19 protein-coding genes are annotated in these 26,323 nt (G+C 49.5%); 7 read left to right on the top strand and 12 right to left on the bottom strand.

Annotated features, from left to right (window positions below; all coding sequences use genetic code 11):
* Positions 1-135: 135 nt before the first annotated feature.
* Positions 136-1,149 carry an AraC family transcriptional regulator gene (locus NY07_RS15280; protein WP_033540223.1) on the top strand — a complete coding sequence of 338 codons (1,014 nt, stop codon included), beginning with the start codon at positions 136-138 and terminating at the stop codon, positions 1,147-1,149.
* Here the strand turns inward: NY07_RS15280 and NY07_RS15275 are convergent.
* The 3 genes from NY07_RS15275 to NY07_RS15265 form a co-directional block, all read right to left on the bottom strand.
* A complete protein-coding gene (locus NY07_RS15275; protein WP_033540222.1) occupies positions 1,146-2,336 on the bottom strand; it encodes an SO2930 family diheme c-type cytochrome in 1,191 nt (396 codons plus the stop codon). The genes NY07_RS15280 and NY07_RS15275 overlap by 4 nt on opposite strands.
* Before the next feature lie 53 nt (positions 2,337-2,389).
* Positions 2,390-5,041, bottom strand: a complete 2,652-nt coding sequence (locus NY07_RS15270; protein WP_033540221.1) for a parallel beta-helix domain-containing protein — start codon at positions 5,039-5,041, stop codon at positions 2,390-2,392.
* Positions 5,042-5,348: 307 nt separating this feature from the next.
* A complete protein-coding gene (locus NY07_RS15265; protein WP_033540240.1) occupies positions 5,349-5,942 on the bottom strand; it encodes an arylesterase in 594 nt (197 codons plus the stop codon).
* Between the two features lie 34 nt (positions 5,943-5,976).
* Here NY07_RS15265 and NY07_RS15260 point away from each other — a divergent pair, with 34 nt between their 5' ends.
* Together NY07_RS15260 and NY07_RS15255 are read left to right on the top strand one after the other, a co-directional pair.
* The gene (locus tag NY07_RS15260; RefSeq protein ID WP_033540220.1) at positions 5,977-6,693 is read left to right on the top strand and encodes an ABC transporter ATP-binding protein; all 717 of its coding nucleotides are present in this window, start codon (positions 5,977-5,979) and stop codon (positions 6,691-6,693) included.
* On the top strand, positions 6,693-9,143 hold the full coding sequence (locus tag NY07_RS15255; RefSeq protein ID WP_033540219.1) for an ABC transporter permease: 2,451 nt from the start codon (positions 6,693-6,695) through the stop codon (positions 9,141-9,143). Before NY07_RS15260 ends, NY07_RS15255 begins: the two co-directional genes overlap by 1 nt.
* Before the next feature lie 72 nt (positions 9,144-9,215).
* Here the strand turns inward: NY07_RS15255 and NY07_RS15250 are convergent, their stop codons facing one another.
* Positions 9,216-10,136: a TIGR01777 family oxidoreductase gene (locus NY07_RS15250; protein WP_033540218.1), complete on the bottom strand. Its 921-nt coding sequence runs from the start codon at positions 10,134-10,136 to the stop codon at positions 9,216-9,218.
* A gap of 120 nt (positions 10,137-10,256) precedes the next feature.
* The gene (gene folX, locus NY07_RS15245) at positions 10,257-10,622 is read right to left on the bottom strand and encodes a dihydroneopterin triphosphate 2'-epimerase (RefSeq protein WP_033540217.1); all 366 of its coding nucleotides are present in this window, start codon (positions 10,620-10,622) and stop codon (positions 10,257-10,259) included.
* 75 nt (positions 10,623-10,697) lie between these two features.
* On the opposite strand from folX, the gene NY07_RS15240 reads away from it, so the two are divergent.
* Entirely contained in the window at positions 10,698-11,777 is a 1,080-nt protein-coding gene (locus tag NY07_RS15240; RefSeq protein ID WP_033540216.1) for an AI-2E family transporter, read from the top strand.
* A 27-nt stretch (positions 11,778-11,804) separates the two neighbouring features.
* Complete coding sequence (locus NY07_RS15235) at positions 11,805-12,716, top strand: class I SAM-dependent methyltransferase (protein ID WP_033540215.1); 912 nt, start codon at positions 11,805-11,807, stop codon at positions 12,714-12,716.
* Between the two features lie 43 nt (positions 12,717-12,759).
* Here NY07_RS15235 and NY07_RS15230 read toward each other — a convergent pair whose 3' ends face one another.
* The 4 genes from NY07_RS15230 to ackA all read right to left on the bottom strand — a co-directional run bounded on the left by NY07_RS15230 (position 12,760) and on the right by ackA (position 17,880).
* Positions 12,760-12,984 carry a hypothetical protein gene (locus tag NY07_RS15230; RefSeq protein ID WP_033540214.1) on the bottom strand — a complete coding sequence of 75 codons (225 nt, stop codon included), beginning with the start codon at positions 12,982-12,984 and terminating at the stop codon, positions 12,760-12,762.
* A 727-nt stretch (positions 12,985-13,711) separates the two neighbouring features.
* Positions 13,712-14,143 (bottom strand): hypothetical protein, encoded by a 432-nt coding sequence (locus tag NY07_RS15225; protein ID WP_033540213.1) that lies wholly within the window; start codon positions 14,141-14,143, stop codon positions 13,712-13,714.
* 321 nt (positions 14,144-14,464) lie between these two features.
* Positions 14,465-16,603 (bottom strand): phosphate acetyltransferase, encoded by a 2,139-nt coding sequence (gene pta / locus NY07_RS15220; RefSeq protein WP_033540212.1) that lies wholly within the window; start codon positions 16,601-16,603, stop codon positions 14,465-14,467.
* 80 nt (positions 16,604-16,683) lie between these two features.
* Positions 16,684-17,880 (bottom strand): acetate kinase, encoded by a 1,197-nt coding sequence (ackA, locus tag NY07_RS15215; RefSeq protein WP_033540211.1) that lies wholly within the window; start codon positions 17,878-17,880, stop codon positions 16,684-16,686.
* Between the two features lie 195 nt (positions 17,881-18,075).
* On the opposite strand from ackA, the gene yfbV reads away from it, so the two are divergent.
* Positions 18,076-18,519 (top strand): terminus macrodomain insulation protein YfbV, encoded by a 444-nt coding sequence (gene yfbV, locus NY07_RS15210; RefSeq protein WP_033540210.1) that lies wholly within the window; start codon positions 18,076-18,078, stop codon positions 18,517-18,519.
* On the opposite strand, the gene pflA is transcribed toward yfbV, so the two are convergent.
* From pflA to NY07_RS15195, 3 genes are all read right to left on the bottom strand, one after another.
* Positions 18,520-19,260, bottom strand: coding sequence for a pyruvate formate lyase 1-activating protein (gene pflA, locus NY07_RS15205; RefSeq protein WP_033540209.1), 741 nt, complete (start codon positions 19,258-19,260; stop codon positions 18,520-18,522).
* Between the two features lie 103 nt (positions 19,261-19,363).
* A complete protein-coding gene (gene pflB / locus NY07_RS15200; protein WP_033540208.1) occupies positions 19,364-21,646 on the bottom strand; it encodes a formate C-acetyltransferase in 2,283 nt (760 codons plus the stop codon).
* A gap of 562 nt (positions 21,647-22,208) precedes the next feature.
* Positions 22,209-23,741: a DUF3360 family protein gene (locus NY07_RS15195; RefSeq protein WP_033540207.1), complete on the bottom strand. Its 1,533-nt coding sequence runs from the start codon at positions 23,739-23,741 to the stop codon at positions 22,209-22,211.
* A 949-nt stretch (positions 23,742-24,690) separates the two neighbouring features.
* Here NY07_RS15195 and focA point away from each other — a divergent pair.
* The gene (gene focA / locus NY07_RS15190; RefSeq protein WP_052125779.1) at positions 24,691-26,232 is read left to right on the top strand and encodes a formate transporter FocA; all 1,542 of its coding nucleotides are present in this window, start codon (positions 24,691-24,693) and stop codon (positions 26,230-26,232) included.
* The last annotated feature ends 91 nt before the right edge of the window (positions 26,233-26,323 follow it).

Below are 26,323 nucleotides of genomic sequence, written 5' to 3'. Positions count from 1 at the left end.
GAACGCATTTTCACCAGATAAAAACCCGTCCTTGGCGGGTTTTTACATATTTGTAACTTTTTATCCTTGCCAGGCTTTTACTCTTAGGCAAAATCTTATACAAAGCATTATTACCCTAGATTTTGTAAGGTTGAGATGACGAGTATTACCCGCTACCAGGCAACACTAAAGGTTGGCGATCAATCTTATCCCGCATATGAACTGAGAAGCTTGCTTCGGTTTGTTGCGCAGCGTTTTGGCCCAGAATGCGCCGATCGTCTATGTGCCGACATCGGTCTTGGTATGAACGAGTTGGCTGAGATGAGCTTCGTTTATGTGTGGCAGGTCGATTATGCCATGGCGTATCTTGCAGGGCTGGATAATGACCCTCAGATCGGCGCTAAGTTAGGCGAGACCTATTGCCTGGAAGCGCTAGAGTTGATCTGGCCTTATTTGGCAAAGTGCAAGACACTCGGTGATTGTTTAGAGTTTGTCATTGCCCATCCCGAGTTAGTGGGGAGTGTGTCTGATACCCTAGTGACTCACAAAGCGCAGCAACTTTATTTTCGCTGGTTAAACACGGGCAAGATATCAGCGCCGCATTTTGCCTTACAGTTTCAAAATAGTGTCTGCTCCATGCTGGCGTTGGCGCGGCAGTTGACGGGGCAACACGTCAAACTTGAGCGTGTATTACTGGCGACTCCTGAGCATGAGTGCCAATTTTTGACGCAGTTTTGCCAGGCTGAAGTCAGCTTCAATCATGAGTTCTTCGAATGGGCGATTGCGCATCAGGCGCTCGAACTGCCCATAATCTATGATTTTTCGCGCATATCGTCAGACGAACAGGCCCTGCATGAGACGTCATTGATTGAAAAGGTGCTGGCCATCTTAAACGAAGGCTTTCCACAAACCCCTAAGCTTGAGCTGATGGCGCTGAGATTGAATATGAGCGATCGCACCCTGAGGCGTCATCTGGCTAACGCCGGGACCAGCTATCAGAAACTGGTGGATCAGGTGCGCTGCCAGACGGCGATAGGGTTAATTGTGCAGGGCAATAAGAGCATAGTCGATATCGCCGATATCATGGGGTTTAGCGACGTGAGTCACTTCAGGCAGAGTTTTAAGCACTGGCTTGGCCTGCCGCCAGGCCAGTTTATTCGTAAGATTTAAGACGAGTGCTGGCAGTTGCCTAAACTGGGCGCTAGTCCATCTATCCAGGTTTCCAATACTTTCAACGCTTCGACATGACTCAGGCTGCGGCCAATGGGGGGCATGCGATCTTTCGGTGCGTCTAACATCTGGCGGTAGAGCAAGATAGAGTGCTCTGCATCGCCGGGTATGATGTCGTAAGACAGCCCCTTCTCACCGCCATCCCAGCCTGGGGGTTGCTTGCAGATCCCATATTGAAAGCTGGTGTGATCCACATAAAAGCCTAAGCGCAGCCCAGAAATACTGGCAAATCCCTCAGCTCTGTGACAATGAGCGCAGTTGATATCTAGGTATCCTTTCGCCCTAGCGGTCAAATCGGCATGAGTATCATTGATGTCGGGTGCCGTATCGGGAGCGCCAGTGGCGGGCAGCCCTGTGAGTTTGCCTTGCTGCTGCCAGTAGTTAAGTTGGTTTTGAGGGTTACCTGCGATAGGCAGTTCATGATTAAGCAGGTAGGGCTTTAGCCCGATGGGATAGATCTTTACGCCACTGTCGCTTGCACGCTGATGACACAGCTTACACTCAGCTCTGCTGGGCACATGATAGTTAAAACTCAGTGTTTCTCCCTGACGATTCAGGCTATGGTCAAGATTGGCGCCAGTAAGGGCAAGTCGTGCCTCACCGTCTTGCCACAGATAGGGCAACGCGGTCCAGCCGCTAGGACGGTGGATGAGTAGACGGGTCTCCACAAGCTTCTCATGTGCCTCTCCCTGAAGCTGGGTATCAGTCGGTAGGGCAAAGCTTTTTACCAGTACTGCGCCGACCGGGAGGTCGAAGGTGTCTGTGCCATGATAGGTGATCGTTTTGCCATCAGGCAGGAAGATGAAACGGTACTTGTGAGCATAATTGGTAAACAGCTGGGTAGACAGTTCATATTTGAAGCCGGGCGCGCGCGGTTCTCGGGTCGGCTTATCTGGCTGCTGAAATAGTCTGTAGTGGGACAGGCTTGGGCAATCTTGCTCCATCAATGCCTGCCAATTGACCTCGTTGCCTTGGCTATCACACAGGCCAGGCTCAGGGTTGGTGCCACCTGTCGGCGGTGTCATTGGTGTTTCTGGTGTGGCTGTCGTGCTGTCATCGCTGCCGCCGCAGGCCGTGAGGCAGAGCAGCAAGAGGGCGGTTAAATAATTAAGGGATGAAGTTCGCATAGGATTCGGCTCGCTATAAAAAGGGCCGCCAGATGGCGGCCCTTGAGGCTAGATTATTGTGAGCAGGTGGCCAGAGGGAGTCGCTTGATCCACTCGGCGATAAGTGCCGTTCCTTCGGTGTGAGACAGGCTGCGACCGATCTCTGGCATGCGATCGCCAGGTGCCGTGCTGTCCATACGGAAGTGAAGGATAGAGGTCTCGCTTGAGCCTGGTACAACGTCGTAACTCAATGAGCCGCCACCATAGGCGATCGGTGACTTACAAGTACCGTGTGAGTAACCACTGTCTTCCTCATAGCTACGCCAGTATTCCAATTTAAGCCCTGTGTTGGACGCGTTACCTTCAGGACGGTGACAGTGAGCGCAGTTGATATCCAGATAGCCCTTAGCGGTCTGCATCAGTTCGGTATCTGTCATCGTTGCAGCCTTAGCTTCATCGCCATCATTGAAAGCGGGTACAGTGCTGATGGTTGCCGTGTCGGGTACACCTTGCAAGATACCAGCAGCTTGCCACTTCATCAGCTGGTTCATGGTACCGTCGCTGTAGGCATAGTCTTTGTTCAAGTGACGTGCCTTTGGACCAATGGGGACAAATACCGCAGGGCTGGCATCGTCAACCTTAAACTGGTGACATTGCTTACATTGATTCATGCTGGGGACGACATAGTCAAAGTCTAGCGTCTTGCCATTATGAACCACCTGCTTGCCCTGAATAGCACCGGCCTTGGCGAGTACGGCATCAGTCTGTTCGGCGTTAAACACATAAGGTAGTGCCGACCAACCGGTGGCGCGCTTTATCAGTAGGCGCGTTTCCACTAAGGTTTCGTTTTCCACGCCGCGCTTACTGGTGTCAGCGGGCAGGGCGAAGGTCTTGGTGATCACTGTGCCGACTGGGAAGTCCATGCTTTCGTTGGCCGAGTAGTTTGCGACTTTACCTTCTGGCACGAAGACGAAGCGGTATTTGCTGGCATAGTCGGTAAACAACTGGGTGTTGAGATCATAGGGAATACCACCTGAGTTTGCCCCTGTGCTCGGATCGCTGGTATCGGCAAATAGCTGATAATCAGAGAGGTTTGGACAGTTTGCACCCAGTAGTGCATCCCAGTTAACCCCAGCAGCAGTGGTGGTACACAGATTTAGATCGCCATCGCCGATCAAACCGCCTTCACCTTCGCCGATAGAGCCGCCGCCACCGACTAGGTTACCGCCATCACAGCCTTCAACGTCATCATCGACGCCACAGCCGAAGATTTGATCGCCAAAGGTGACAGTGTGAACCGGTAGGCTCAGCTGGGCACAGTTCATAATTTTATCTTGGGTTTTCTCATACAGGACATCGGCGATGCTGATGTCGGTATTGTTGTTGGCATACAGGCGGCCAAAAGAGACGTCGCCGTTATTCTGGGCACAGATGTTGTCGCTACCATCTTGTGCAAAAGGTTGCTCTTTTAGGCCTAAGTAGGCAGCTGTACCGTTGTTAGAGAGCATCTCGCCCAGTCCATCATAGAGGATACCCGGGAAGGCGCCGTGGCTGAGCAGGTAAGCCTTGATGATATCTTCAATGAGATAGCCATTGGGCTTCTTACCATAATCCTTGATGATGTTGTCGTGAAGATAGATGTTGCGCGGCGTTGGGCGCCAGCCATCTTCAATCGGCTGCCCTGGCTGCCCATAGTTGCCCACAAAGGTGCTGATATCCGGCTCAGCAATGAAGAAACTTGAGACTGTGACCCCTAGGGTGTCGTGGCCGGTGATTTCGTTATTAAATATCTCCACATCATTGGTAGAGAGGATGATCACCCCAGTGCCTGGCGGCACAATATGTACCCCCGCAGGATTGGAGGAGGCGTTGGCAAAGTTGGGGGTGTTATTGTTGTACACCTTGTTATTAAAGATGCGCACGCTTGAGCCATATCTATGGTTGTTGATCGGCAGGTCGAAGACCAAGATACCGCCAGTGTTACCCATGGCTTCGTTGTCGTAGACGTCGGCATATTTAGAGTTTTCGATTTCGATACCGGCGACGTTTTCTTTGGCGATATTTCGGCGTACGACGATATATTCAGATTGCCCCACATAGATACCGGCATCGGCGCTACCGCGTACATAGGTGTCTTCAATAAGAATGTTTTCACACTCTACCGGATAGAGACCGTAGGCACCGTTGTCTTCGTCAAGCTCACCTTCCCAAACTGTGGCCAGACGTCTCAGGATGATGCCATTGGTATTTTTAAGCTTGATACCGTTGTTCTTAGCTTCGTTGACTGAGAGATCCTGAATGGTGATATTTACGGCGTTTTGCACAAAAATACCGTCACCTGTGATCGACTCGGAGAAGTCCAGCACAGTCTCTTCCATGCCGTGACCCATGATGGTGATGTTTTTAGCGTAGGCGCCATCACCGTCGACATCGCCGTCAAACAGCAAGGTCGATTCGATCTTGAAGTGTCCCTTAGGTAGCACTATCACATCGTTGCTTTGGGCATTGATTAAGGCTTCTTGAATACGGGTGGTGAGGTTTTCACCATCTTCGATGATGATTGCTCCCACTGGAAAGCTTGGGCCCGGATCTGTGGGCGTGGTGGTCACAGGTGGAGTTTCGACCGCAGGTGTGTCTTCATCGTCTGAGGAACAGCCGGTGAACGAGAGTGCCACTGCACTGGCGACTAACGTTGGGATCAGCCACGAGGGCGTCTTGTTGAACATAGTATCTCCTACTTATTGTTATTATTCCTTGGTTAGATTGCACTGCCGTACCAGATATGCAATGTGAAATCTGGCCAACAAATTATTAACATCTGTATTAATCAGTAGCTTAGTTTAGTTTTTAAACAGTTGTTTGAGATAAAAGCTAAAGAAAACAAGCTGGTGCGCAAATTATTAAAACGCTGGAAATCTGGCTGGTTAACTGGTAGGAGCTGTTGAGTGAGTTGCATTAATTAGCGGGGGGCTGGTTGGCATAAGGTTTGATGTGGCCGAAGGCGCTGTTAGCATCGCCTCGGCCCAAGTGATCCTATTGGCTATCTGTCTGCGTATTGATCAGCCAAGGGTGGAGAAAGTCGGCGATTTGCGGCTGCGCCTGTTCATTTGGATGTATGCCATCGGCCTGCATCAATTCTGGGTGAATAGCGATCTGTGTCATGAAGAAGGGCACCAGCGTAATGCCATGCTCGCTGGCAAGCTCTTCGTAGACCTGGGTAAATTGTTTTGCGTAGCGTGGGCCATAGTTAGGCGGCACCATCACCTCGCTCAGCAATACTTTGGCTCCAGAAGCCTTTGCCAATTGGATCATTTTTGTAAGATTATTTTTCAATTGCTTAGGTGCGAAGCCGCGCAGGCCATCGTTTCCGCCCAGTTCGATAAAGACCAGCTTGGCCTGGGTAGATTCCAGCAGGGCAGGGAGTCGGCGCAGTCCTCCGGCCGAGGTTTCACCACTAACAGAACCATTGATGATGGTGATATCCGGTGTTTGTTGCTGCAACAAATAGACCCAGGACTTCTCTTGCTCCATGCCGTAGCCTGCGCTTAGGCTATCACCTAAGATCAATATCGGGTTAGCATGGGCTTGGGGGAGCAAGAATAAAACGAGCAGGCCAGAGATGCGGATAAGCTGGCTTAAGCGACGAAGCGAGAAGGAATATATGTTAAAAAATAGTGCTATCAAGGTCAGTGATCTCTATAAATCGGTAACTACCCAAGAGGGAGAGCTTACTATCCTCAATGGCATCAACATGGATGTCAAGTCGGGAGACAGTGTGGCCATATTGGGGCCATCGGGTTCCGGTAAGTCCACTTTACTTGGATTGTTAGCGGCGCTTGATTCGCCCACCTCGGGTGAGATCATGCTCGATGGTGTCGCCCTGAAAGGACTGGATGAAGAAGGCAAGGCGGCGCTGCGTAAACAGAAAGTCAGCTTTATTTTTCAATCTTTTATGTTAGTCGATACCCTTAATGCTCTTGAGAATGTGATGCTACCGGCTGAGCTCTCGGGTGTTGCCAATGCAAAACAGAAGGCGCAGCAGATGCTGCAGCGCGTAGGATTAAGTCACAGGCTCAATCACTTTCCTAACCAACTCTCCGGTGGTGAACAGCAGCGCGTGGCCATCGCCAGAGCCTTTATCAGTGAACCTAAGGTGCTGTTTGCCGATGAGCCCACAGGCAATTTAGATGGCGCCAATAGCGATAAGGTGGCCGATATGTTGTTTGATCTTAATCGTGAGAGCGACACCACCTTAGTACTGGTGACTCATGATCTGCAGCTGGCTAATCGTTGTCAGCGACGTTTTAACATGCAAGCAGGAAAACTAAGCGAGGCGCATGACAGTCGAGAGCCTCAGAGCGCAGCGGAGGCGAGTTAATGGAATCTCGCATCGCATGGAAGTTATTTAAGCGCGAGCTGCTTCAGGGGCAGTTGTTACTCATCATCTTGGCTATTACCCTGGCTGTTCTGTCGGTAACTGGCCTGGCGCGGGTCAGTGAGCGCTTGCAGCTGGCGATCAATGGTCAGGCATCAAAATTTATCGCCGCCGATCGCATTATTAATTCCCCGGTTCCCTTGGATAAACAGATCCTAACGCAGGCAGAGTCCCTGGGGTTAAGGCACGCGGCCAGCATGCAGTTTAACTCCATGGCCTACGCCGGTGATGCCTTTCAGCTGATAACCGTCAGGGCCGTAGACGACAATTACCCCTTAAAAGGGGTGATAGAGCTGGGTGATGGGCCAACCGACAGGTTACCTGAGGCCGATGCTATTTGGTATGAGACGCGTCTTGGGGGCATCCTGGGTTATCCAGAGCGCCTTGAGGTGGGCAATGCCGAGTTTAGCCTGAGCGCCGAGATCGCCAGATTACCCGATGCAGGCTTTAACCCCTTTGCTTCTTCGCCCGTGGTGTTAATGCGCCTCGCAGATGTCGAAAAAACAGGGGTGATCCAACCGGGAAGCCGGGTAAGTTATATCCATCAATTTACCGGAGACAGTGGCCAGCTTAAGGCGTTTGAAGATGCGGTCAAGCCGCTGCTCAACAACAGTCAGAGTTGGGTCGATGTTCAATCGGGAGATTCACCAATTGCGGGGGCGGTTAAACGGGCTGAGCGCTTTTTGTTGCTGGCGAGTCTATTGGGTATTGCACTGGCCTGCGCCGCAATAGGCATTGCCGCACAGCGTTACTGTCAGCGTCACTTTGACGTGGTGGCCATGCTAAAAACCTTTGGTGCATCGAGCAGACAAATCCGCATTCTCTTTGGTTTACATCTGCTGTTTGTCACTCTGATGGGGATAGCCTTGGGTCTGTTTGGCGGCTTCTTATTGGACTCCCTGATCACTGCGTATCTGCCGGCTTCTATCTCTGCTTATTCGCCGCCGTTATTTCGCCCTATTGCGCTTGGTATCGCCACCGGCCTTATTTCGGCCTTTATGTTTTCGGCTTATCCGTTAATGCGTCTGCTGGCCATTCCCCCTTTGCGGGTGTTACAGCGTCAGCTAGAGGGGATTCAGCTTGGCATGTGGCTGCACTTGGTGCTTAGTCTGTCGGCGATGGCGCTACTGGGTTATCTTTACTCACAAAGCCTGGTGTTGACCCTGACCGTGGTTGCCGCCGTGATGTTGCTCGGTGTCTTGCTAAGCCTGTTTGGTTTCCTATTGATCCGCGCCGGTCACAGTGTAGGAATGAAGACCACTAATCCGATGCAATTGGCATTGGCTGGTTTAAGACGACGGGCCAGGCAAAATGCGGTGCAGCTGGTAGGTTTTAGCAGCGCATTGGTATTGCTGCTCACCATAATCGCCCTCAGACAAGATCTGCTTGATGAGTGGCATAAACAGTTGCCAGAGCAGTCACCGAACTATTTTCTGGTGAATATTGCTCCAGAGGAGCAGGAACCGATAGAAGCGTACTTCAGGGCAAATCAGGTTAAGGCGACCGATATCTATCCGGTGATACGTGGCCGCTTGGTGGAGATTAATGGCGAGACCTTGATCTCCGCCGCTCAGGCTGAGGAAGGCGTCGAGGGCCGAGTCGGTATTTCTCGTGAACTCAATCTGACCTGGCGAACCTCGTTACCACCCAATAATGAACTGATATCAGGACATTTTAATCAGTCGGCTAATGAGGTCTCGGTAGAGTCAGGGGTGGCCGAACGTTTGGGGGTTGGGCTTGGAGACGAGCTGACCTATGTTATCGACAATCAGCCTCTTACGGTAAAGATTGCCAGTATTCGTACCGTCCACTGGGAGACGATGCAGCCTAACTTCTTTATGATTTTCCATCCTGAGGCCTTGGCACCTTTTGCCTATACCTCTATGGCTAGCTTCTATCTGGATGAGAGTCAGAAATCTTTGGTGCTTGGTTTGATCAAAGGTTTTCCGACCGTGTCCATCATAGATGTGGGCGCTATGGTGAAGCAGTTAAGGCAGATAATCGATCAGGTCTCTCTGTCCCTAACCTTGGTATTAGTCTTGGTGTTACTGGCCAGCAGCTTAGTGATGATTGCCCAGACCGAAGCGGGAATGGCGACTCGTCAGCGTGAATTGGCGGTGCTGAGAACCTTTGGCGCCTCGGGTTGGCTGCTGAGAATGGCCACGGCACTCGAGTTTGCATTGCTTGGACTGATTGCCGGTCTGCTGGCAGCCATCGTCGCGGAATTTACCATCTATCTGTTAAAGACTCAGGTATTTGAGCTGGTGGTCTATATGCACTGGGATTGGTGGCTGTTAGCGCCCCTGTCTGGGGCGGCTATCGTGGCGCTGCTGGGGACCTGGCGATGTCGTCAGTTATTACAGAAATCTTGCCGACAACTCTTGCAAGGCTAAGCAGTCATATCTTGCAAGGCTAAGCAGTCATATCTTTCAAGGCTAAGCACTCATATCTTGCAAGGCTGAGCATTAAGAATCAAACAGGTTGCTCAGGGCTTCATTCAGGTGGGTAAAACGGAAACTAAAACCCGCCTGGGTGAGCCGATCTGGGTAGACATATTGCCCCTCTAATAGCAGCTGTGACATCTCGCCTAACGCCAAATTGAGCACTACTCCCGGCATGGGGATTAGGGTGGGCCGGCTCAATGCTGTGCCTAATGCGTTGGTAAATTCACGGTTGCTAACAGGGTTGGGGGCGGTGGCATTATAGATCCCTTCGCACTCTGAGTGGTTAAGCAAAAATAGTATGAGGGCGACAAGATCATCCCTGTGGATCCAGCTCATGCCTTGCTGGCCAGAGCCTACTACGCCGCCAGCCCCTAATTTGAAGGGCAGTAACATCTTTTTCAGTGCGCCACCATTTAGGCCAAGTACCAAGCCGATGCGAATGACGCAGACTCGGGTGATTCCTTGGCATTCCAGCGCCAACTCTTCCCATTTGGCGCAGACGCTGTGGGGGAATTTTTCGTCATTACCTGTGTCTTTAAAATGGGCGAGATCGAAAGATTCGTTTAAGTGAACCTGTTTGTCGTGATCGCCATAGATGCCAATGGCCGAGCCGCTGATGAATACCTTAGGTGGCGTCTTACTCGCCTCGAAGAGTTTGGCTAAGCGGGAGGTAATATCCCAGCGACTGTCACAGATTTTTTGCTTTTGCTCTAGGCTCCAGCGTTTATCGGCAATGGGTTCACCGGCAAGGTTTATCACGGCATCGAAGCCGTCGAGATTACTCAGGGCGCCTAAATTTCCCAGTAACTTATGCTGATTACCGAGTGCCAGGTGGGCTTTTCCGGCTGACCGCGTCAGTAAGGTGAGTTCGTGCTCGGTTTCTAAGGCCTTGACTAAGGCCTTTCCGATAAATCCTGTGCCACCCGTGATCAAAATCCGCATGCCGACTCCATTTTTTTAGGGGATATCAAAAATATACACTATAGATGGCAATTAGGATCATTTTTGGCGCTAAAATTCAGCCGCTTAACTCGTCTCTGTGCTTACTTATCTGAGAGCCTTTTATGACTTCTGGTAACACAGCTGCATTGAGACAGAGTCGGCAAACCTCAAGGCATGGGGTTTGTCTATCTCTACCGAGGCAAAATCGACCCATTCATGATCGCTGGCGATACTTAACACCTGATCGGTAAGGTGTTCGAGCAATGAGAAGCGATTGTTTTCAACTAAAGCAATGATTTTTTTCGTTATCGTGCGATAATTCAAGGCGTCTTGCATATTATCACTGTTGCGTGCCTTAGTGGCGCAATAGTGGATTTCGGCGTTAATGGTGACGTCCTGTTTGTTATTGATCTCATCTTCCTTAATTCCTATGTAGGTGCGAAGACGTAGGTTTTTAATTCGAATGATGGCGATTTCGGGTTTCATAGGCGTTATTTTAGTTGTGAATTATTTAAGTTAAGCCTATCAATATAATGGGTAATTCAGAAGGACTTTATTTAAATGACTCGATTTGAAAATCAAGGGGTCGCGTTTAAAGGCTTTGCCATCATGGCGTTTATCGTCGTGATATTGGCAGGGATAAAAGCCGCAAGCCCAATTGTTGTTCCCTTTGTACTGTCGGCATTTATCGCTGTGATCTGTAATCCGGCGATCAATGGTATGACACGGCTTAAGCTACCACGAGCATTGGCTGTGGCCATTATGATGGTTTTTATCGTCTTGATGGGGCTCTGGTTGGCCTCTCTCGTGGGCAGCTCTATCAATGAGTTTTCTCGTCAGCTGCCTCAGTATCGAGATCAGTTGGTGGAGCAATTTGCCTGGGTCTTAACCAAGCTACAGGCGCTAAATATCGAAGTCTCTAAAGAGCAGGTTTTGGCCTATTTCGATCCAGGTATCGCCTTGTCGATGACCACTAATATGCTGTCGAGTGTCGGCGGTGTGATGGCCAATCTGTTTTTAATCATATTGACCGTAGTGTTTATGTTGTTTGAAGCTCAGGATCTGCCAAAGAAGTTACACTATGCCTTAGACGATCCCGACATGCGCATCAAGCAGATAGATAAGTTTTTGCATTCGGTTAACCAGTACATGGTGATCAAAACCTTAGTCAGTCTGGGAACCGGCGTTGTCGTAGGGATTGCGCTGACACTTATCGGAGTTGATTACGCCTTGCTCTGGGCTGTGGTGGCTTTTCTGTTTAACTATATTCCCAATATAGGTTCGATTATCGCGGCAATTCCCCCTGTGCTGCTGGCTTTTATTCAACTTGGTCCTGCAGCCGCGGGCGGCACAGCGCTACTCTATTTGGCGACCAATACCGTGATGGGCAATATTGTTGAGCCTAAGTATATGGGACGTGGCCTAGGGCTCTCGACCTTAGTGGTGTTTCTCTCGTTGATTTTTTGGGGATGGTTGCTGGGTTCTGTGGGTATGCTGCTATCTGTTCCCTTAACCATGATCGTCAAGATAGCGCTAGAGTCGAGCCAGAGCGGTGGTTGGCTGGCCATTTTGCTTGCCGATCGCGTCGACGAGTCGCTGTTGAGTTCTGACCAAAATACTGCATCAAATGCAGATAATTAATCTTTTTATACAGGTATATAGTGTTACATGGAGTCATTTAAGCAAGCATTACAGCACATAGGGTTTTCCGGTGAGGCCGAGCGACTGTTTCATGGTCGCGGCGGTCGATATGAGGGGGCCGAACATTTGTGTCTCGACTGGTTTCCGCCTGTGTTGTTGCTTACCAGTTTCAAAGAGATCGACCAAGGGGCCTTGGATTCGCTGACCGAGGCTATTCATGAGCGCTGGGTGGCACTCATGGGCGAGCAGGCTTTTAACTTAGTGTTTCAGCACAGATGTGCCGGGCAAACTCAAACTCATATGTTAAAGGGAGCGGTGCCAGAGCCTCATCTGGTCGTTGAGAACGGCGCACGCTTTCAGGTCCATCTGCTGCGTGGGCAAAATCATGGCCTGTTTTTAGATATGCGCGCCGGTCGTGCCTGGGTCAAAAACCATGCGGCCCAGGCCAATGTATTAAATCTGTTTGCTTATACCTGTGGATTTTCCGTGATGGCGCTACAAGGTGGTGCCGATCAAGTGGTTAATATCGATATGAGTAAAGGGGCGCTGGCCATAGGTAAGCAGAATCATCTGCTCAATGAACTGCAACACGGCGCTCGTTTTTTAGGGCATGATATTTTTAAGTCTTGGGGCAAGTTAACTAAGATGGGGCCTTATGATTTGATCATTGCCGATCCGCCGAGTAATCAGCGAGGTAGCTTTGTTGCGACTAAGGATTACGCCCGCTTGCTGCGTCGACTGCCTCAGCTTTTATCTCCAACAGGAGAGGTGTTGCTGTGTCTTAATGCCCCTGAGTTGGGGATCGATTTTCTAAAAGATCAGGTGGCGGAGCAGAGTCCGACTTTAGAGTTTGTTGAACAATTGGCGAACCCCGAAGTGTTTCTGGATAAGGATCCGGATAAGGCGTTAAAGGTACTGCGCTATCGTCAGAGGCAGTAGATGTGAATATGTGGGGCTCATGGGCCAGCCATGAGCAATAAGGTTAGTAGCGGTTAAGCTCCTGAATAAGGGAGTGTCCGTGGGATTCGATAACCTGGGCTATCTGTTGCTGGTCCAGGTTTTTTAATGCCGAAATTTCGTGAAATAGTTTTTCTTGCACATCAAAGGGCATGGACATCGAGTCCATGAACATATGGATAGATAGGGCATCACCCTGAGTAAACAGGTCGACTAGCCTTTGGGCCTCAAACTCGATCAGCGTGTTCATTTAAATACCTCACTCCTGCTAGCGCAAACAATTCGCTATTAATTAATTGATAGCAGTTCTCATTTCAGGCATTAGATCATTTTATTGTAAACAGAATGTTTTTTAGTTTGTAATGCAGTAAAAAAATGAAAGACTTTCACGCTTACCATTGATAATTGACACTTTTAGCCCTGAATCGGCCGATCTGGCTAACAATTCTGAAAGTTTTCTGTAAGTCTTGTTTTTTTAGTGGTACACTTGCCGGCATGAGTTAGCAGATAGTTGCAGCTTATACCCAAGGCAAAATGCACCAAATAAAAGCATGCCTGTACCTTACACAAAAATCTGGAGTCGTTATGGAAGCCCGTGAATACGAGAACGCCTATTATCAAGTACAAGATGACGTAATTGAGTCATTGCCTGTCGAGATGGATGAAGAAGCGTTTTTGGATTAAGGATATATCCAAACTGAGTTTTCACTAGCGTGTCGAGTCTGACTGGGCGCGTATAAGTTGAGAGTCTTCAGACAAAAAGAGCAGCCACTGGCTGCTTTTTTTTGTGCTCGATAAACATGATTTATCTGGCATCTAAGTCAGTTTTAAAGCCCGCGAGCTTAGCGAGACAGGCCTTGTTGCTCGTAAACCTGAGCTCGTAAACTTGAGCTCGTTAATCTGAGCTCGTCAGCCTAAGCTTGTTTATCTCGGTTCTGTGCTTTCGCGATAGGTAGGGCGAGGACGGCTTAAAAGCACTAGTTGAGATTCCCCTTTTCAGGCAGAATTTCGACGATCAGCCAGCGATTGTTGACTTTATGCAGGCGTATGGTGCGGTCGTCTATCCAAGGCTGGCCACCCTTGAGTCCAGTCATCTTCACGATAACCGTGACATCTTTGGTGAATTTACGAAAGAAATCGATATCAATCTCTTCAATTTCCAATGTCACGTCCCGCATAGAGAGGTTAAGCACGTGGCGCTGCACCGAGGCGGCAATGTAATAGTGCGACAGCACCTTCTGCATGGGTTCATCGACAAATTGCTTGGCTTTATCAACGTTCCGCTCAACGTAGATAGCCCTAAAGAATCCTAGCGATACCTGTTCAGGGGTCATGACACCTGAGACGGTTTCAGAGTCTGGACTACAGGCAGATAAGAGAAGAATAAAGATAAAAAGTAATTTTTTCATAGGGTTTAATCGATAGGCTTTGATCTAGTATCGCGATTCTCTAAAGCCTTGGCAAGCGCAGAGCGTCAGTCGAAAGTACTTGACTCTTTAGCGTTAGGCTGGCATATCTGAATGAATAATTTGTTACGGTTATCCACAGAATCTGTGGACAAGTATGTTGAAGAGTCGATGCATAACTCTTAAGTGACTGAACTTAATTGGTAAATTGGTGTGGTCATTTTTTGACGCATTGTGAGCAAGCGTACAGATTTTAACCTTTTCCGTAGACTTTGCATAAAAAAAGCCTGTCATAAGACAGGCTTTTTTGATCTTTGCTTTGGCTTAGCCCTGTGAGGCTTGAATCGCAGTCAGGGCGATGGTGTAGACGATATCGTCAACCAAGGCGCCACGAGATAGATCGTTCACTGGCTTACGCATCCCTTGAAGCATAGGGCCAATGCTGATCAGATCCGCACTACGCTGTACTGCCTTGTAGGTGGTGTTACCTGTGTTGAGGTCTGGGAAGACAAACACAGTTGCCTGACCCGCTACCGGGCTGTTTGGCGCCTTAGATTGGGCGACATTAGGCATTACCGCTGCGTCATATTGTAGCGGACCATCGATAATTAACTCTGGACGCTTCTCTTTGGCGATACGCGTTGCTTCACGCACTTTATCAACATCTGAACCTGTGCCTGAACTACCGGTTGAGTAGCTGATCATGGCGACTTTAGGTTCGATACCAAAGGCGGCGGCACTGTCGGCAGACTGAATAGCAATATCAGCCAGTTGTTCGGCATTTGGATCCGGGTTAATGGCGCAGTCACCATAAACCAGTACCTGATCTGGCATCAGCATGAAGAAGATAGAGGACACCAGGCTAGAACCTGGCGCTGTCTTGATCAGCTGTAGCGGCGGACGTATTGTGTTGGCGGTAGTGTTAACTGCGCCTGAAACGATACCGTCTACTTCACCTTGAGCCAGCATCATGGTACCCAGTACCATGTTGTCTTCGAGTTGCTCGCGAGCTACCACTTCGGTCATGCCTTTGTGACGGCGTAGGTCTACCATAGGGGCTACATAACGTTCACGAGCGGTTTCTGGCTCGATGATCTCTACGCCTTCACCTAAGGTCACACCCTGCTGGCTAGCGATACGCTGTATCTCTTCACGGTTACCGATCAGTACACAGCGAGCGATACCACGTTCGGCACAGATTGCAGCGGCTTCGATGGTTCTTGGCTCATCACCCTCTGGCAGCACCACAGTCTTCTTGGCGGCGCGAGCAAGCTCGGTAAGCTTGTAGCGGAACGCTGGTGGTGAGAGTCTGTGCTCACGCGGTGAGTTCTTGGTGACGCTCTCAACCCAGTTCTGATCTATATGGCTGGCCACATACTCTTGCACTTCTTCGATACGCACTGCATCGTCTACAGGTACTTCATGGTCGAAGCGCTGAATATTGAGTGAAGTCTGCCAAGTGTTGGTGTCGATTAAGAACACGGGTAAACCAGTCTCGAAGGCTTGTTCACACAGCTCCATGATCTCAGCCTCTGGCTCATAGCTACCAGTCAGTAGCAATGCACCCACCTTGACGCCATTCATGGCAGCCAAACAGGCTGAAACAATGACATCAGAGCGATCGCCTGAGGTCACCAGCAGCGAGTCAGTCTTGATATGGGTAACCATGTTAGGAATACTGCGGGCGCAGAAGGTCACTTTACGCAGGCGACGAGTATTCATTTCACCGGCATTGATAATGCGGGCGCTAAGGTGCTTGGCTAAGTCTGAGGCGCGCGGGGCGACCAGGTTCAGGTTGTATGGCACACTGCCCAGAATACGCAGTTTGCTCTTACCTGGTAGCTGGAACATGCTGGCTGCATCAGGACGCTGTACATCTTGATGGTCGAACACCTCAGAAAGATCGGGACGGGCACGACCTTCATCATCGACTGGTGCACCAATTTTGTTGATGATAGCGCCGATAAGGCGTTTGTTCTTGCTGCCACCCCAAGCGTTGTGGGCGATCTCAAGGCGATTCATCAAGGCGGTAGGCGTTTCGTTACCGGGCGCTGCGACGAAGATGATGTCTGCATCCAGTGCCTTGGCGATCTCATAGTTAATATCGTCAGAGAAAGGATGGTTACGAGTCTGTACCAGGCCCTCAACAATCAGGGTTTCGCTAGCGTCGGCACACTCAGTGGCGCGGGCGATGATCTGTTCCATCAAGACATCGGTCTGATCGGTACGGATTAAATTTTCGGCATGCGCCATGTCGAAAGGCTCGAGCGGATTAACGGTCGGCGACTTACTTAAGATTGTGGTCGAGCGCTCTGGCCCTTTGTCTGTTGGACGTTGCTGGGCGATCGGTTTGAAGAACCTCACCTTGACACCATGGCGTTCTAACGCGCGCACCATACCTAGGCTTATAGATGTGAGGCCAACTCCGGTACCGTTCGGAATGAGCATAATATTGCGAGACATAGTTACCTCTTATTACCCGGCCAAAGTATCGGCCGGGTCTTGGTCTAGATTCGTTGCGGGTATTCCCGCCTCTATAGCAGTTACTTTAGCAGTGAAACGGCGTCTTCGGCGATAACCCACTCTTCGTTGGTTGGGATCACCATGGCAACTGGGCCATTGTCTGTGGTGATCTGACCCTGCTTACCAAAGCGAGCCGCTTTGTTGCGTTCTGCGTCCACTTCAAAGTTGAAGATAGATAACAGGTTTAGCACTTTTTCACGGATAAGCTCCGAGTTTTCACCGATACCACCGGTAAATACCAGTGCATCCAGGCGACCGAGCGGCACAGTGTAAGAGGCGATATATTTGGCTAAGCGGTAGCAGAAGATCTCCAGCGCTAGGGTCGCACCTTTGTGGCCTTCGCTGTAACCTTCTTCGATGCCGCGGCAGTCGTTGGTCAGTTCAGAAATACCCAGTAGGCCGCTCTGCTTGTTCATCAGGTTGTTCACTTCGTCAATGGTGTATCCCAGACGGTCAACCAGGTGGAAGATGATAGATGGGTCTAAGTCGCCACAGCGGGTACCCATTACCAGACCTTCAAGCGGTGTCAGACCCATAGAGGTGTCGACACTCTTGCCGCCTCTAACTGCCGTGACAGAGGCGCCGTTACCCAGGTGAGCACAGATAACATTGGTGTCAGCCACTTCTTTGCCGAGTGCCTTGGCGGCTTCACGGCTAACAAACAGATGGCTGGTACCGTGCATGCCGTAGCGACGAATGCCGTGCTCACGGTAGAACTTGTAGGGCAGGGCATAGACAAACGCATGCTCTGGCATGGTTTGATGGAAAGCGGTATCAAATACGGCGACTTGTGGCAGTTTCGGGAAAGAGGCCTGGGCAGCACGGATACCGATTAGGTGTGCAGGGTTGTGCAGTGGCGCAAGGGCGGCGCAATCTTCGATACCGGCGATAACATTGTCATCGATCACCACTGAATGGGTGAATTTCTCGCCACCGTGTACGACGCGATGACCAATCGCCTGGATCTGCTCGGCAATTTCTGGGTACTGGCCCAAGATGTTGTCGACGATAAATTCAATCGCTTCACGGTGTGCAGTAAATGCGCCGAGTTTAGATTCGAATTTGTTACCATCGACCTTCCACTTGATGCGTGAGTCTTCAAGACCAAAGCACTCTGCTAGACCTGAGATCTGGTCGTCACCTGTAAGCGCGTCGATTATGGCAAACTTCAACGAAGAGCTGCCGCAGTTTAGTACCAAAACCAGTTTGTTTGACATGTTTAAAACCTTCTGCAAAGTGAGTGGACGTTTGGCATCCACTAAAATTGAATGACTTCAAAGCCTAGGGCCGATGTCGCGATAAATTCTCATTCCTGAGATTAAGATTCGGTCTTCATTAGCGCCTTGCCGCTTGGGGCTGGCGCTCGCATTGTGCTATTGTAAAGACAGTATCTTAAGTGTTAGGTGTCATCATTGACTGTTCAAGTGTTAAAAACCTTAGGGGTCGGTCGTCGCTATATGAAGACTTGGCCTATGGTCCGACAACTTAGTTTTTACTTTCCAGAGTATCGCGTGATCCGCGCAACGTCTCTGGCGATTCGCTTGATGCCACTTTTGGCCTTGCTGGCCGGTGGCAGTCAACTCTATCTCTACGGATGGACTTGGTTACCTCAGGCCATCACGATTGCATTGTTCTTTATCAGTTTGCCTATTCAAGGCTTACTCTGGCTCGGCTGGCGAGCTAAACATCCTTTACCACTTTCCCTGCTGGATTGGGGCAATAACTTATCTGCCAAGCTCCAGGGAATGGGGGTGGCTTGTGCCCCGTTAGGTGCTAAAGCCTGTTATCTCGATATGGCTGTCATCTTAAAGAAGGCCTTTGAACGTTTAGATAACAGTTATTGGGAAGCGCTGTAGTTAGTAAACAGCGGTGATCCCCGCATCCAAAAACACCTGTTTAATCTGTTCCATGGTTTCGCGCGATGGGGGAGAGATATCATTTAGGCTATATTCTTCACCCATGGCTTCCCATTTGTGTTTTCCTAATTCATGGTAGGGCAGTAGTTCTACCTTCTCCACGTTGGTCATAGGTTTAATAAACGCTGCCAACCCTTTTGCCGAGGCAATATCATCGGTGTAACCGCCGACCACTACATAGCGTATCCAAGTTTTTTGTTGGCGTTTTTGCAGATACTGGGCAAATTGCAGTGTGCGGTGGTTGCTAACATGGGTTAAGGCGATATGTTTGTCATCGTCGATATGTTTGATATCAAGGAGTACCAGATCGGTATTATCGAGGAGTTCATCGATAATTGGAGTGTACTTACGGACAAATCCGTTGGTGTCTAAGCAGGTGTGAATACCTTGCTCTTTACAGGCCTTAAATAGGGCTGTGACAAATTCGGCTTGTAGTACAGCTTCGCCGCCACTGGCGGTGACGCCGCCACCACTGGACTCAAGAAAAGGGCGATAGCTGATGATCTGTTCCATCAGCTCATCGACCTCGATCTCACGTCCACCTTGAAGATCCCAGGTATCACGATTGTGGCAGTATTGGCAGCGCATCAAACAACCTTGCATAAAGGTGATAAACCGAATGCCTGGCCCATCAACTGTGCCAAAGGACTCCAGTGAATGAATTCGCCCTTTTACTGTCATTGTGACTCCGAAAACTTCAATTAAAGTAGGCTGTGCTAAATTAGTGCACAGCCTAGCTTATATTCACCAAAAATCTAGCGTTTGACCGCTCGATTGACGGAATTTACATCCCTTTGGTGAAAGTACGTGTAATGACGTCCTGCTGCTGTTCTGGTGTTAGCGCGTTAAAGCGTACGGCGTAACCAGAAACACGGATGGTCAGCTGAGGATACTTGTCAGGATTCACGACTGCATCTTCAAGCATTTCACGGTTCATCACGTTGACGTTCAGGTGCTGACCACCTTCGCGAGTTTCGTTATGAGCGAAATAACCATCCATCAGGGCTGCCAAGTTCGCGCGGCGACCATCTTCGTCTTTACCAAGGGCGTTCGGCACGATAGAGAAGGTATAAGAGATACCGTCTTGTGCGTGCGCAAATGGCAGTTTGGCAACAGAGGTCAGTGACGCGATAGCGCCTTTTTCGTCGCGGCCGTGCATTGGGTTTGCACCCGGTGCAAATGGCGCGCCTGCTGGGCGACCGTCTGGTGTTGTACCTGTTTTCTTACCATAAACCACGTTAGAGGTGATGGTGAGAATAGACTGTGTTGGGATCGCGTTACGGTACATCTTCTTGTGACGGATCTTAGCCATGAAGCGCTCAACCAGCTCGGTAGCCAGGTCATCGACGCGAGCATCGTTGTTACCAAACTTAGGATATTCACCTTCAATGTCGAAGTCGACGGCAATGCCGTTCTCGTCACGAATAGGCTTAACCTTGGCGTACTTGATTGCTGACAGTGAGTCGGCAGCAATTGATAGACCCGCAATACCACATGCCATGGTACGACGCACGTCTCTGTCATGTAGCGCCATCAAGGCTGCTTCATAAGAGTACTTGTCGTGCATGAAGTGAATGGCGTTTAGCGCAGACACATATTGAGTCGCTAGCCAGTCCATCATGGTATCCAGACGACCTAATACATCGTCAAAGTCCAGGACTTCGTCTTTGATAGGCTCGAACTTAGGACCGATTTGTGTCTTAAGCTTCTCATCCACACCACCGTTGATGGCGTAAAGCATAGTCTTAGCCAAGTTAGCACGTGCACCAAAGAACTGCATGTGCTTACCAACAACCATTGGGCTTACGCAACATGCGATAGCATAGTCGTCAGATTCGAAATCTGGACGCATCAGGTCATCGTTTTCGTATTGGATAGAGCTAGTGTCGATAGACACCTTAGCGCAGTACTTCTTGAAGCTTAGTGGTAACTTCTCTGACCAAAGCACAGTGATGTTTGGCTCTGGGCTTGGACCCATGTTGTATAGGGTGTGCAAGAAACGGAAGCTTGACTTAGTAACCAAGGTGCGACCGTCTAAGCCCATACCAGCGATAGATTCAGTTGCCCAGATTGGGTCACCAGAGAATAGCTCATCGTATTCAGGTGTACGTAGGAAACGTACCATGCGCAGCTTCATCACGAAGTGGTCAACCATCTCTTGAGCTTGTTGCTCGGTCAGGACGCCATTTTTGATGTCACGCTCGATGTAGATATCAAGGAAGCTAGAGGTACGGCCCAGAGACATGGCTGCGCCGTTTTGGCTCTTCACTGCAGCTAGGTAGCCGAAGTAAGTCCACTGAATCGCTTCTTTAGCATTGGTCGCAGGGCCAGAGATATCACAGCCGTAGCTGGCAGCCATCTGCTTCATTTGGCCCAGCGCTCTGTGTTGCTCGGCGATCTCTTCGCGCAGCTGCATAGTGGCTGTTAGATCTTCACCCTCTTCGAAGCGGGCTTGTAGTGAGCTGAATTGCTCAAATTTTTCCTGAATCAGGTAGTCAATACCGTACAGGGCGATACGACGGTAGTCACCGATGATACGGCCACGGCCATAAGCATCAGGTAGACCTGTCAGCACGCCAGACTTACGGCAGCGCATGATCTCAGGCGTATAGATGTCAAATACACCTTGGTTGTGGGTTTTGCGCAGCTCTGAATAGACATACTTGATGTTGGGGTCTAGCTCGCGGCCATAAGCAGCGCAAGAGCCTTCGACCATACGGATACCGCCGTTTGGTAACATGGCGCGCTTAAGGGGGGCGTCTGTTTGTAAGCCAACGATAGTTTCAAGGTTTTGGTCAATGTAACCAGCTTCGTGAGAGGTAATGGTAGAGACTTTGTCAGTATCGAAATCAACCGGCGCATGGGTGCGGTTTTCCTGTTTGATACCTTCCATCACTTTATCCCAAAGCGTGTTGGTCGCTTCGGTAGCGCCTGCTAGGAAAGATTCGTCTCCTTCATAGGGCGTGTAGTTCTTTTGAATAAAGTCGCGTACATTTACTTCAGACTTCCAATCACCAGGAGTAAAACCTTCCCACGCTTTGGTGAACAGCTCAGTTTTTTCGGTCATCGTACTAATACCTTCTGTTTGAGATAAAGGTTATTGGCTATCGGGCTGGCTTTAATTGCCTAAGTTGCGATACACCAATAGCTATTCTTCACAGCTCCCTTCAATGTATTACCCTGATGATGGGAACTGATAATCGAACCGGTTAACCGTGTCGATTTAAATCCGTTTTACGCGATATCCGAGCTAGCATCCTCTTTGTGGCGATACTTTTTCGGTTATCATAAAATTGGTAAGACCAATTAACCATTCGAATATTACCATATCTACCTAGGTGCTGCACCAGAAACAGGTCGCTTTTCCCTAGTTAATGCCAAAACTGTTATCGAAGTACCATTTTTGGCGTAGATTTTCGTTTGCATCTCCATAAGGACTCGGTTATTTGCGCGAGAAAAGTTGCAGCGCCTCTTGAGTCCAATGCAAGCTATGGTTTTATTGCTCTCCCCTGACTGTTTAGCAGACTAGTCAAATCTCATACTGATGCTGCTCATCAATAAGTTTGATGTAAGTATAGGGGAGAAAAAATGAAAGAGAGCCTAAGCTCTCTTTCATCAATGTTACTGAATTATAGTAGCGCTGGGATCCCTTGGATCATGCCGACGGCGAGCATGGCCACCAAACAGATCACAAAGGCTAGCCCTGGAATAATAAGGCGATCCACTAGGCTTAAACTGGCGGCACGTTCTTTGTCGCCAATCAGACCATTATTGTCGAGCAACATGGTCAATGCCCAAGCTAGCACTGGGTTTGCTACGAATGAGGCAAAGATACAGATGCCTGCAGCCTGGCTGCTTTGGGTATCTTTTACCATCTGCATACCGGCTTCAAGTAGTGGTAAGAATACACCTACCAGTAGCGCGATAGACATTACTGGGCGCCATACGGTGACGTCCATTGGGTAACCAAGAACAGCCACTATAATACACAAGCTACCCAGCAAGATGGCACCAGCTGGAATAGGGCGTTTGGCAATCGCCGCAGGGATCATATAAGTGCCCCAAGACGAAGTGATGTTACCACCACCCACAGCCGTACCAACGATTTGACGCAGTGAACAAGTGGTCATGGTGTCATCGACATCCATTAATACTTTCTCAGTTCCCTTAGGATAGTTCAGCTCCTGGAAGATACGGTGTCCAAGGAAGTCGGGTGACCACATAGCAACAGCCAAGATGGCAAATGGCAGAGACGCGATGAAATGTTCGAAGTTAGGTAAGCCTAGCTGCCAGCCGTATTCGGTTGAGCCCCACCAGTACATAGGGTTCAGATTCGGAATGCCGGGTTCGGTGACAAATTGCAGATCCAGACCCGCCCCCAGGGCGAATGCCAGAGCGATAGCGGCTATCGAACATAATGGGATTGCCAGCCAGCGCTTACCCACTTTAGCCAGGTAGGCGTAGAGGACGACGTTCACCAGTAAGATGAAGAAGGCCACATAACCCAGGCTGTAATCTAAGGTATGTTTGGCCTGTAGGCCGCCAGCCCAATCAAAGAGTGATGTGATTTGGCTCTTTGCGCCCATAAAGCCAAGGAATACCAAGAGGCCACCGGCCACCCCGCTGGAGGTGAGATTGACGAGTCGCGAGCCGCCTTTAAAGTAGCTGAGTAAGAGACCGAAAATACCCAGTAATATCGCTAGTGCTAAGGGGTGGGCACCCGCCAAGGCGATAGCGCCGATAAGGGGGATCATGGGACCGTGGTTGCCGCCTAAGTTAGCGCGAGGGTTGATAAATCCGGAGCTGATAATACAGAAGAGCAGGGCGGGGATAAGCATTTCGACGCGAACAACCTGAATGGCAAATTCGGCGCCTAAGTTAACGTGTTCCCAGCGTTCGCTGAGGCCTGAAGCCCAAGCGGCCATAACCGCTGAGTACATCACGGTAATGCCTATGGTTCCGGCAATAGCAGGGACTAGGTCTTCCCATTCGAAGCGAAAATCTCTTCCCGGTAGATTGAGGCCCCAACGTCTGGGCTTCATGATCTGTAATTCGTGGTCTAAATACGCTTCGCGAGTGGCAAACTCGCTGGCAGGACGGTGAAGCTCTTTGTACGTCAGCTCAGAGGCTTCCATCTCTTCTTTTTTGACAGTTTCTGACATAATTTCTCATTCTCCGAAAAGAACTTATTGACTCATCTATTCGATGATGACTTTGAGGTAATCCCTGCAAGTCTGCGAGTGTCGAAAGACCCCAGGTGTCACTCGTATAACTTGTCCGCCCTCCTAGATGGATTAACACCCCAAATCCGGTGAGCAGTTGCATCCCTAACATCGCTTGAAATTGGTCTGACCAATTTACCTCATAAATCTTAACATAGTGGATTTCACCTGGCATTAACTATCAATAAACTTGAAACTGGTGATTAGATGATTTGGGAGCTAGTTAACATCTTGTGTCGCCATTTCAGATCAATTTCAACATTGGGCATGACTATTGCGTTTAGATATAGATCTCGCCTTTTGTCTCTTTTGGGAGCCCTTTCCCTCTATGAAGAGCAAATTAGATGCATCTCTCACGCCTCACTTTTTAATGGGTGTCTAGCTCGCAAAACAAATCGCAAGTGTGTAGTGCATCGCATAATTCTATGCCTTGCCACAGGCCTATGTGGTTTAAGGTTTGTCGAGCTAGGGCACTTACTTAAGTTAATCAAGTTGTCTTATAGCTTAGGCAATAAGGTGTTAGTTGCCAGTATGTTGATAGAAAAGTGCTGCTTGGTTTTATGAGCTGAAGATTGCCGCTCCTAACCTTAACATTCCGTCAGAAACAATAAGTAACTGTAATTAATGTAATTTATTCGAATTTTTGATGTTTTAACATGGGGTTAACTTATTGGTTGGTGTATCAGAATTGCTGATACTGTCATTCATTAATATCAAATTTTATTTGGTGGTTAGGGGCGCTAATCTCGCCATTAAAGAGCGAAGCGTTGGGCTAACTCTTTGTAAAAACATTTATTAATCACTAGCCGTCTGAAGAGACTTGGCGAAAAGGAGATGATGTTAATGAAGTTTGATTGCTGTTTTTATCCTCATAGGGGAGCGGGGCGCCATGACGATACCTAATGTTGTGCCTGTGTTAGCGCGGCCAGCTCAAGTTCAGCCGCAGTCGCCAGAGGTATTGAGCCTATGCCAGCGCGCTGCTCACTATGGGCAGGAGAAGGCCACTAAAGGGGCGACGCAGACGCTAGGTCAAGCCATGTTTGCCGGTGCCTTTATTGCGCTAGCCTTTGTGTTTTATATCACTGTGACCACTGGTGCATCAGGCGATTGGGGGATGGTGCGTTTAGTCGGTGGACTGGCCTTTAGTCTGGGGTTGATGTTGGTGGTGATCTGCGGCGGTGAGCTGTTTACCAGCAGCGTATTGACCAGCGTTGCATGGGCGCAAAAGCGTATTAGTACTAAGGCCTTGCTGACGTGTTGGGGACGGGTCTATCTGGGAAACCTCTGCGGCGCCCTAGTGATGCTGATGCTGATCTTAAGTGCCAAGATGTACTTGCTCGATGATGGCCGCTGGGGGCTCAATGCGCTACAGATTGCCCAGCACAAATTGCATCACAGCTGGAGTCAGGCATTTGCATTAGGGATCTTATGTAACATGCTGGTTTGCTTGGGTGTGTGGATGACTTTTGCCAGTAAAGAAGCACTGACTAAGGCGATACTGTTGATGCTGCCTGTGGCAATGTTTGTCAGCAGTGGCTTTGAACATAGCATTGCCAATCTCTTTATGGTGCCCTTGGGGGTTGCCATTAAGCAATTTGCTATCTGGGGCTGGTACTCGCCCACAGGAGTATCTGTCGAGCAATTTGCCGATCTGACCCTGAGCCATTTTGTACTCAATAACCTTATTCCAGTGACGGCGGGCAATATTGTCGGCGGTGGGATCTTGGTTGGCCTTGGGTACTGGTGGATTGAAGCTAAGCAGAAAGCTTCACCTGTTCAGCATGGTGCGCAGGTCACTCAGCATGAACCTGTGTTGCATTCGCATCCACGCGCTGCGCAAGCCGATGTTTGTCATCTTAATCTAGTTCAAGACATTGCAACCACTTCTATCAATTTATTATCTAATGCCTCTACAAGGGGAGCCAGTGTTATGCCTAAATCAATTCAAAAATTAAATGTTAGTGCGCTGATGAATAGCGAGCCCTTTACCTTAAGCCCTGAATTATCTGTGTATGATGGACTTAAAGGCCTGAACCAGGCGCAACTGCGCGGTGCCCCCGTCATCGATAGTAAGGGGAGCTTGTTGGGGTTTGTCTCTCAGCAGGATCTGCTGCGTAGTTTGTGGTCAGAAGAGTTTGTCCGCGGAATTCGTTATAAGGTTGCCGACTTGATGCAGACGCGTGTGTTAACTGTCGCCCCGGATGATGCCGTGGCCGATCTGATCGAGGTGATGGTGGTTGACCGCGATAAGCTGTTTCCTGTCAGTGATATGGGGGTTTTAACGGGAAATGCCTACGCCAGTTATGAAGAGCGATTGCGTCATGCTAGTGCCAGCAAGCCTAGTAGTTTCCCTGTGGTGAGCGAGGGTAAGCTGGTTGGGGTGATCACCCGCGAGGCTGTAGTTGCCAAAGTCTGCGCAATTTATGCCTAGTGTGCAGACGCAAGCAATATAAGTATCAAGGACGTGGCGCTCAGTGCGCCTCGTCCTTGTTATCTTGATTGCCTGGTGATTTCGATTTGAT

The sequence above is a fragment of the Shewanella sp. ECSMB14101 genome, from assembly GCF_000773485.1.
GTDB classification, from domain to species: domain Bacteria; phylum Pseudomonadota; class Gammaproteobacteria; order Enterobacterales; family Shewanellaceae; genus Shewanella; species Shewanella marisflavi.
This window is presented reverse-complemented; position numbering and strand designations above follow the sequence as displayed.

What these genes read in the sequence shown, in the direction of transcription:
- NY07_RS15280 (WP_033540223.1), top strand. Translation starts at nt 136, where the DNA reads ATGACGAGTATTACCCGCTACCAGGCAACACTAAAGGTTGGCGATCAA.
- NY07_RS15275 (WP_033540222.1), bottom strand. Translation starts at nt 2,336, where the DNA reads ATGCGAACTTCATCCCTTAATTATTTAACCGCCCTCTTGCTGCTCTGC.
- NY07_RS15270 (WP_033540221.1), bottom strand. Translation starts at nt 5,041, where the DNA reads ATGTTCAACAAGACGCCCTCGTGGCTGATCCCAACGTTAGTCGCCAGT.
- NY07_RS15260 (WP_033540220.1), top strand. Translation starts at nt 5,977, where the DNA reads ATGTTAAAAAATAGTGCTATCAAGGTCAGTGATCTCTATAAATCGGTA.
- NY07_RS15255 (WP_033540219.1), top strand. Translation starts at nt 6,693, where the DNA reads ATGGAATCTCGCATCGCATGGAAGTTATTTAAGCGCGAGCTGCTTCAG.
- NY07_RS15250 (WP_033540218.1), bottom strand. Translation starts at nt 10,136, where the DNA reads ATGCGGATTTTGATCACGGGTGGCACAGGATTTATCGGAAAGGCCTTA.
- folX (WP_033540217.1), bottom strand. Translation starts at nt 10,622, where the DNA reads ATGAAACCCGAAATCGCCATCATTCGAATTAAAAACCTACGTCTTCGC.
- NY07_RS15240 (WP_033540216.1), top strand. Translation starts at nt 10,698, where the DNA reads ATGACTCGATTTGAAAATCAAGGGGTCGCGTTTAAAGGCTTTGCCATC.
- NY07_RS15235 (WP_033540215.1), top strand. Translation starts at nt 11,805, where the DNA reads ATGGAGTCATTTAAGCAAGCATTACAGCACATAGGGTTTTCCGGTGAG.
- NY07_RS15230 (WP_033540214.1), bottom strand. Translation starts at nt 12,984, where the DNA reads ATGAACACGCTGATCGAGTTTGAGGCCCAAAGGCTAGTCGACCTGTTT.
- NY07_RS15225 (WP_033540213.1), bottom strand. Translation starts at nt 14,143, where the DNA reads ATGAAAAAATTACTTTTTATCTTTATTCTTCTCTTATCTGCCTGTAGT.
- pta (WP_033540212.1), bottom strand. Translation starts at nt 16,603, where the DNA reads ATGTCTCGCAATATTATGCTCATTCCGAACGGTACCGGAGTTGGCCTC.
- ackA (WP_033540211.1), bottom strand. Translation starts at nt 17,880, where the DNA reads ATGTCAAACAAACTGGTTTTGGTACTAAACTGCGGCAGCTCTTCGTTG.
- pflA (WP_033540209.1), bottom strand. Translation starts at nt 19,260, where the DNA reads ATGACAGTAAAAGGGCGAATTCATTCACTGGAGTCCTTTGGCACAGTT.
- pflB (WP_033540208.1), bottom strand. Translation starts at nt 21,646, where the DNA reads ATGACCGAAAAAACTGAGCTGTTCACCAAAGCGTGGGAAGGTTTTACT.
- NY07_RS15195 (WP_033540207.1), bottom strand. Translation starts at nt 23,741, where the DNA reads ATGTCAGAAACTGTCAAAAAAGAAGAGATGGAAGCCTCTGAGCTGACG.
- focA (WP_052125779.1), top strand. Translation starts at nt 24,691, where the DNA reads ATGACGATACCTAATGTTGTGCCTGTGTTAGCGCGGCCAGCTCAAGTT.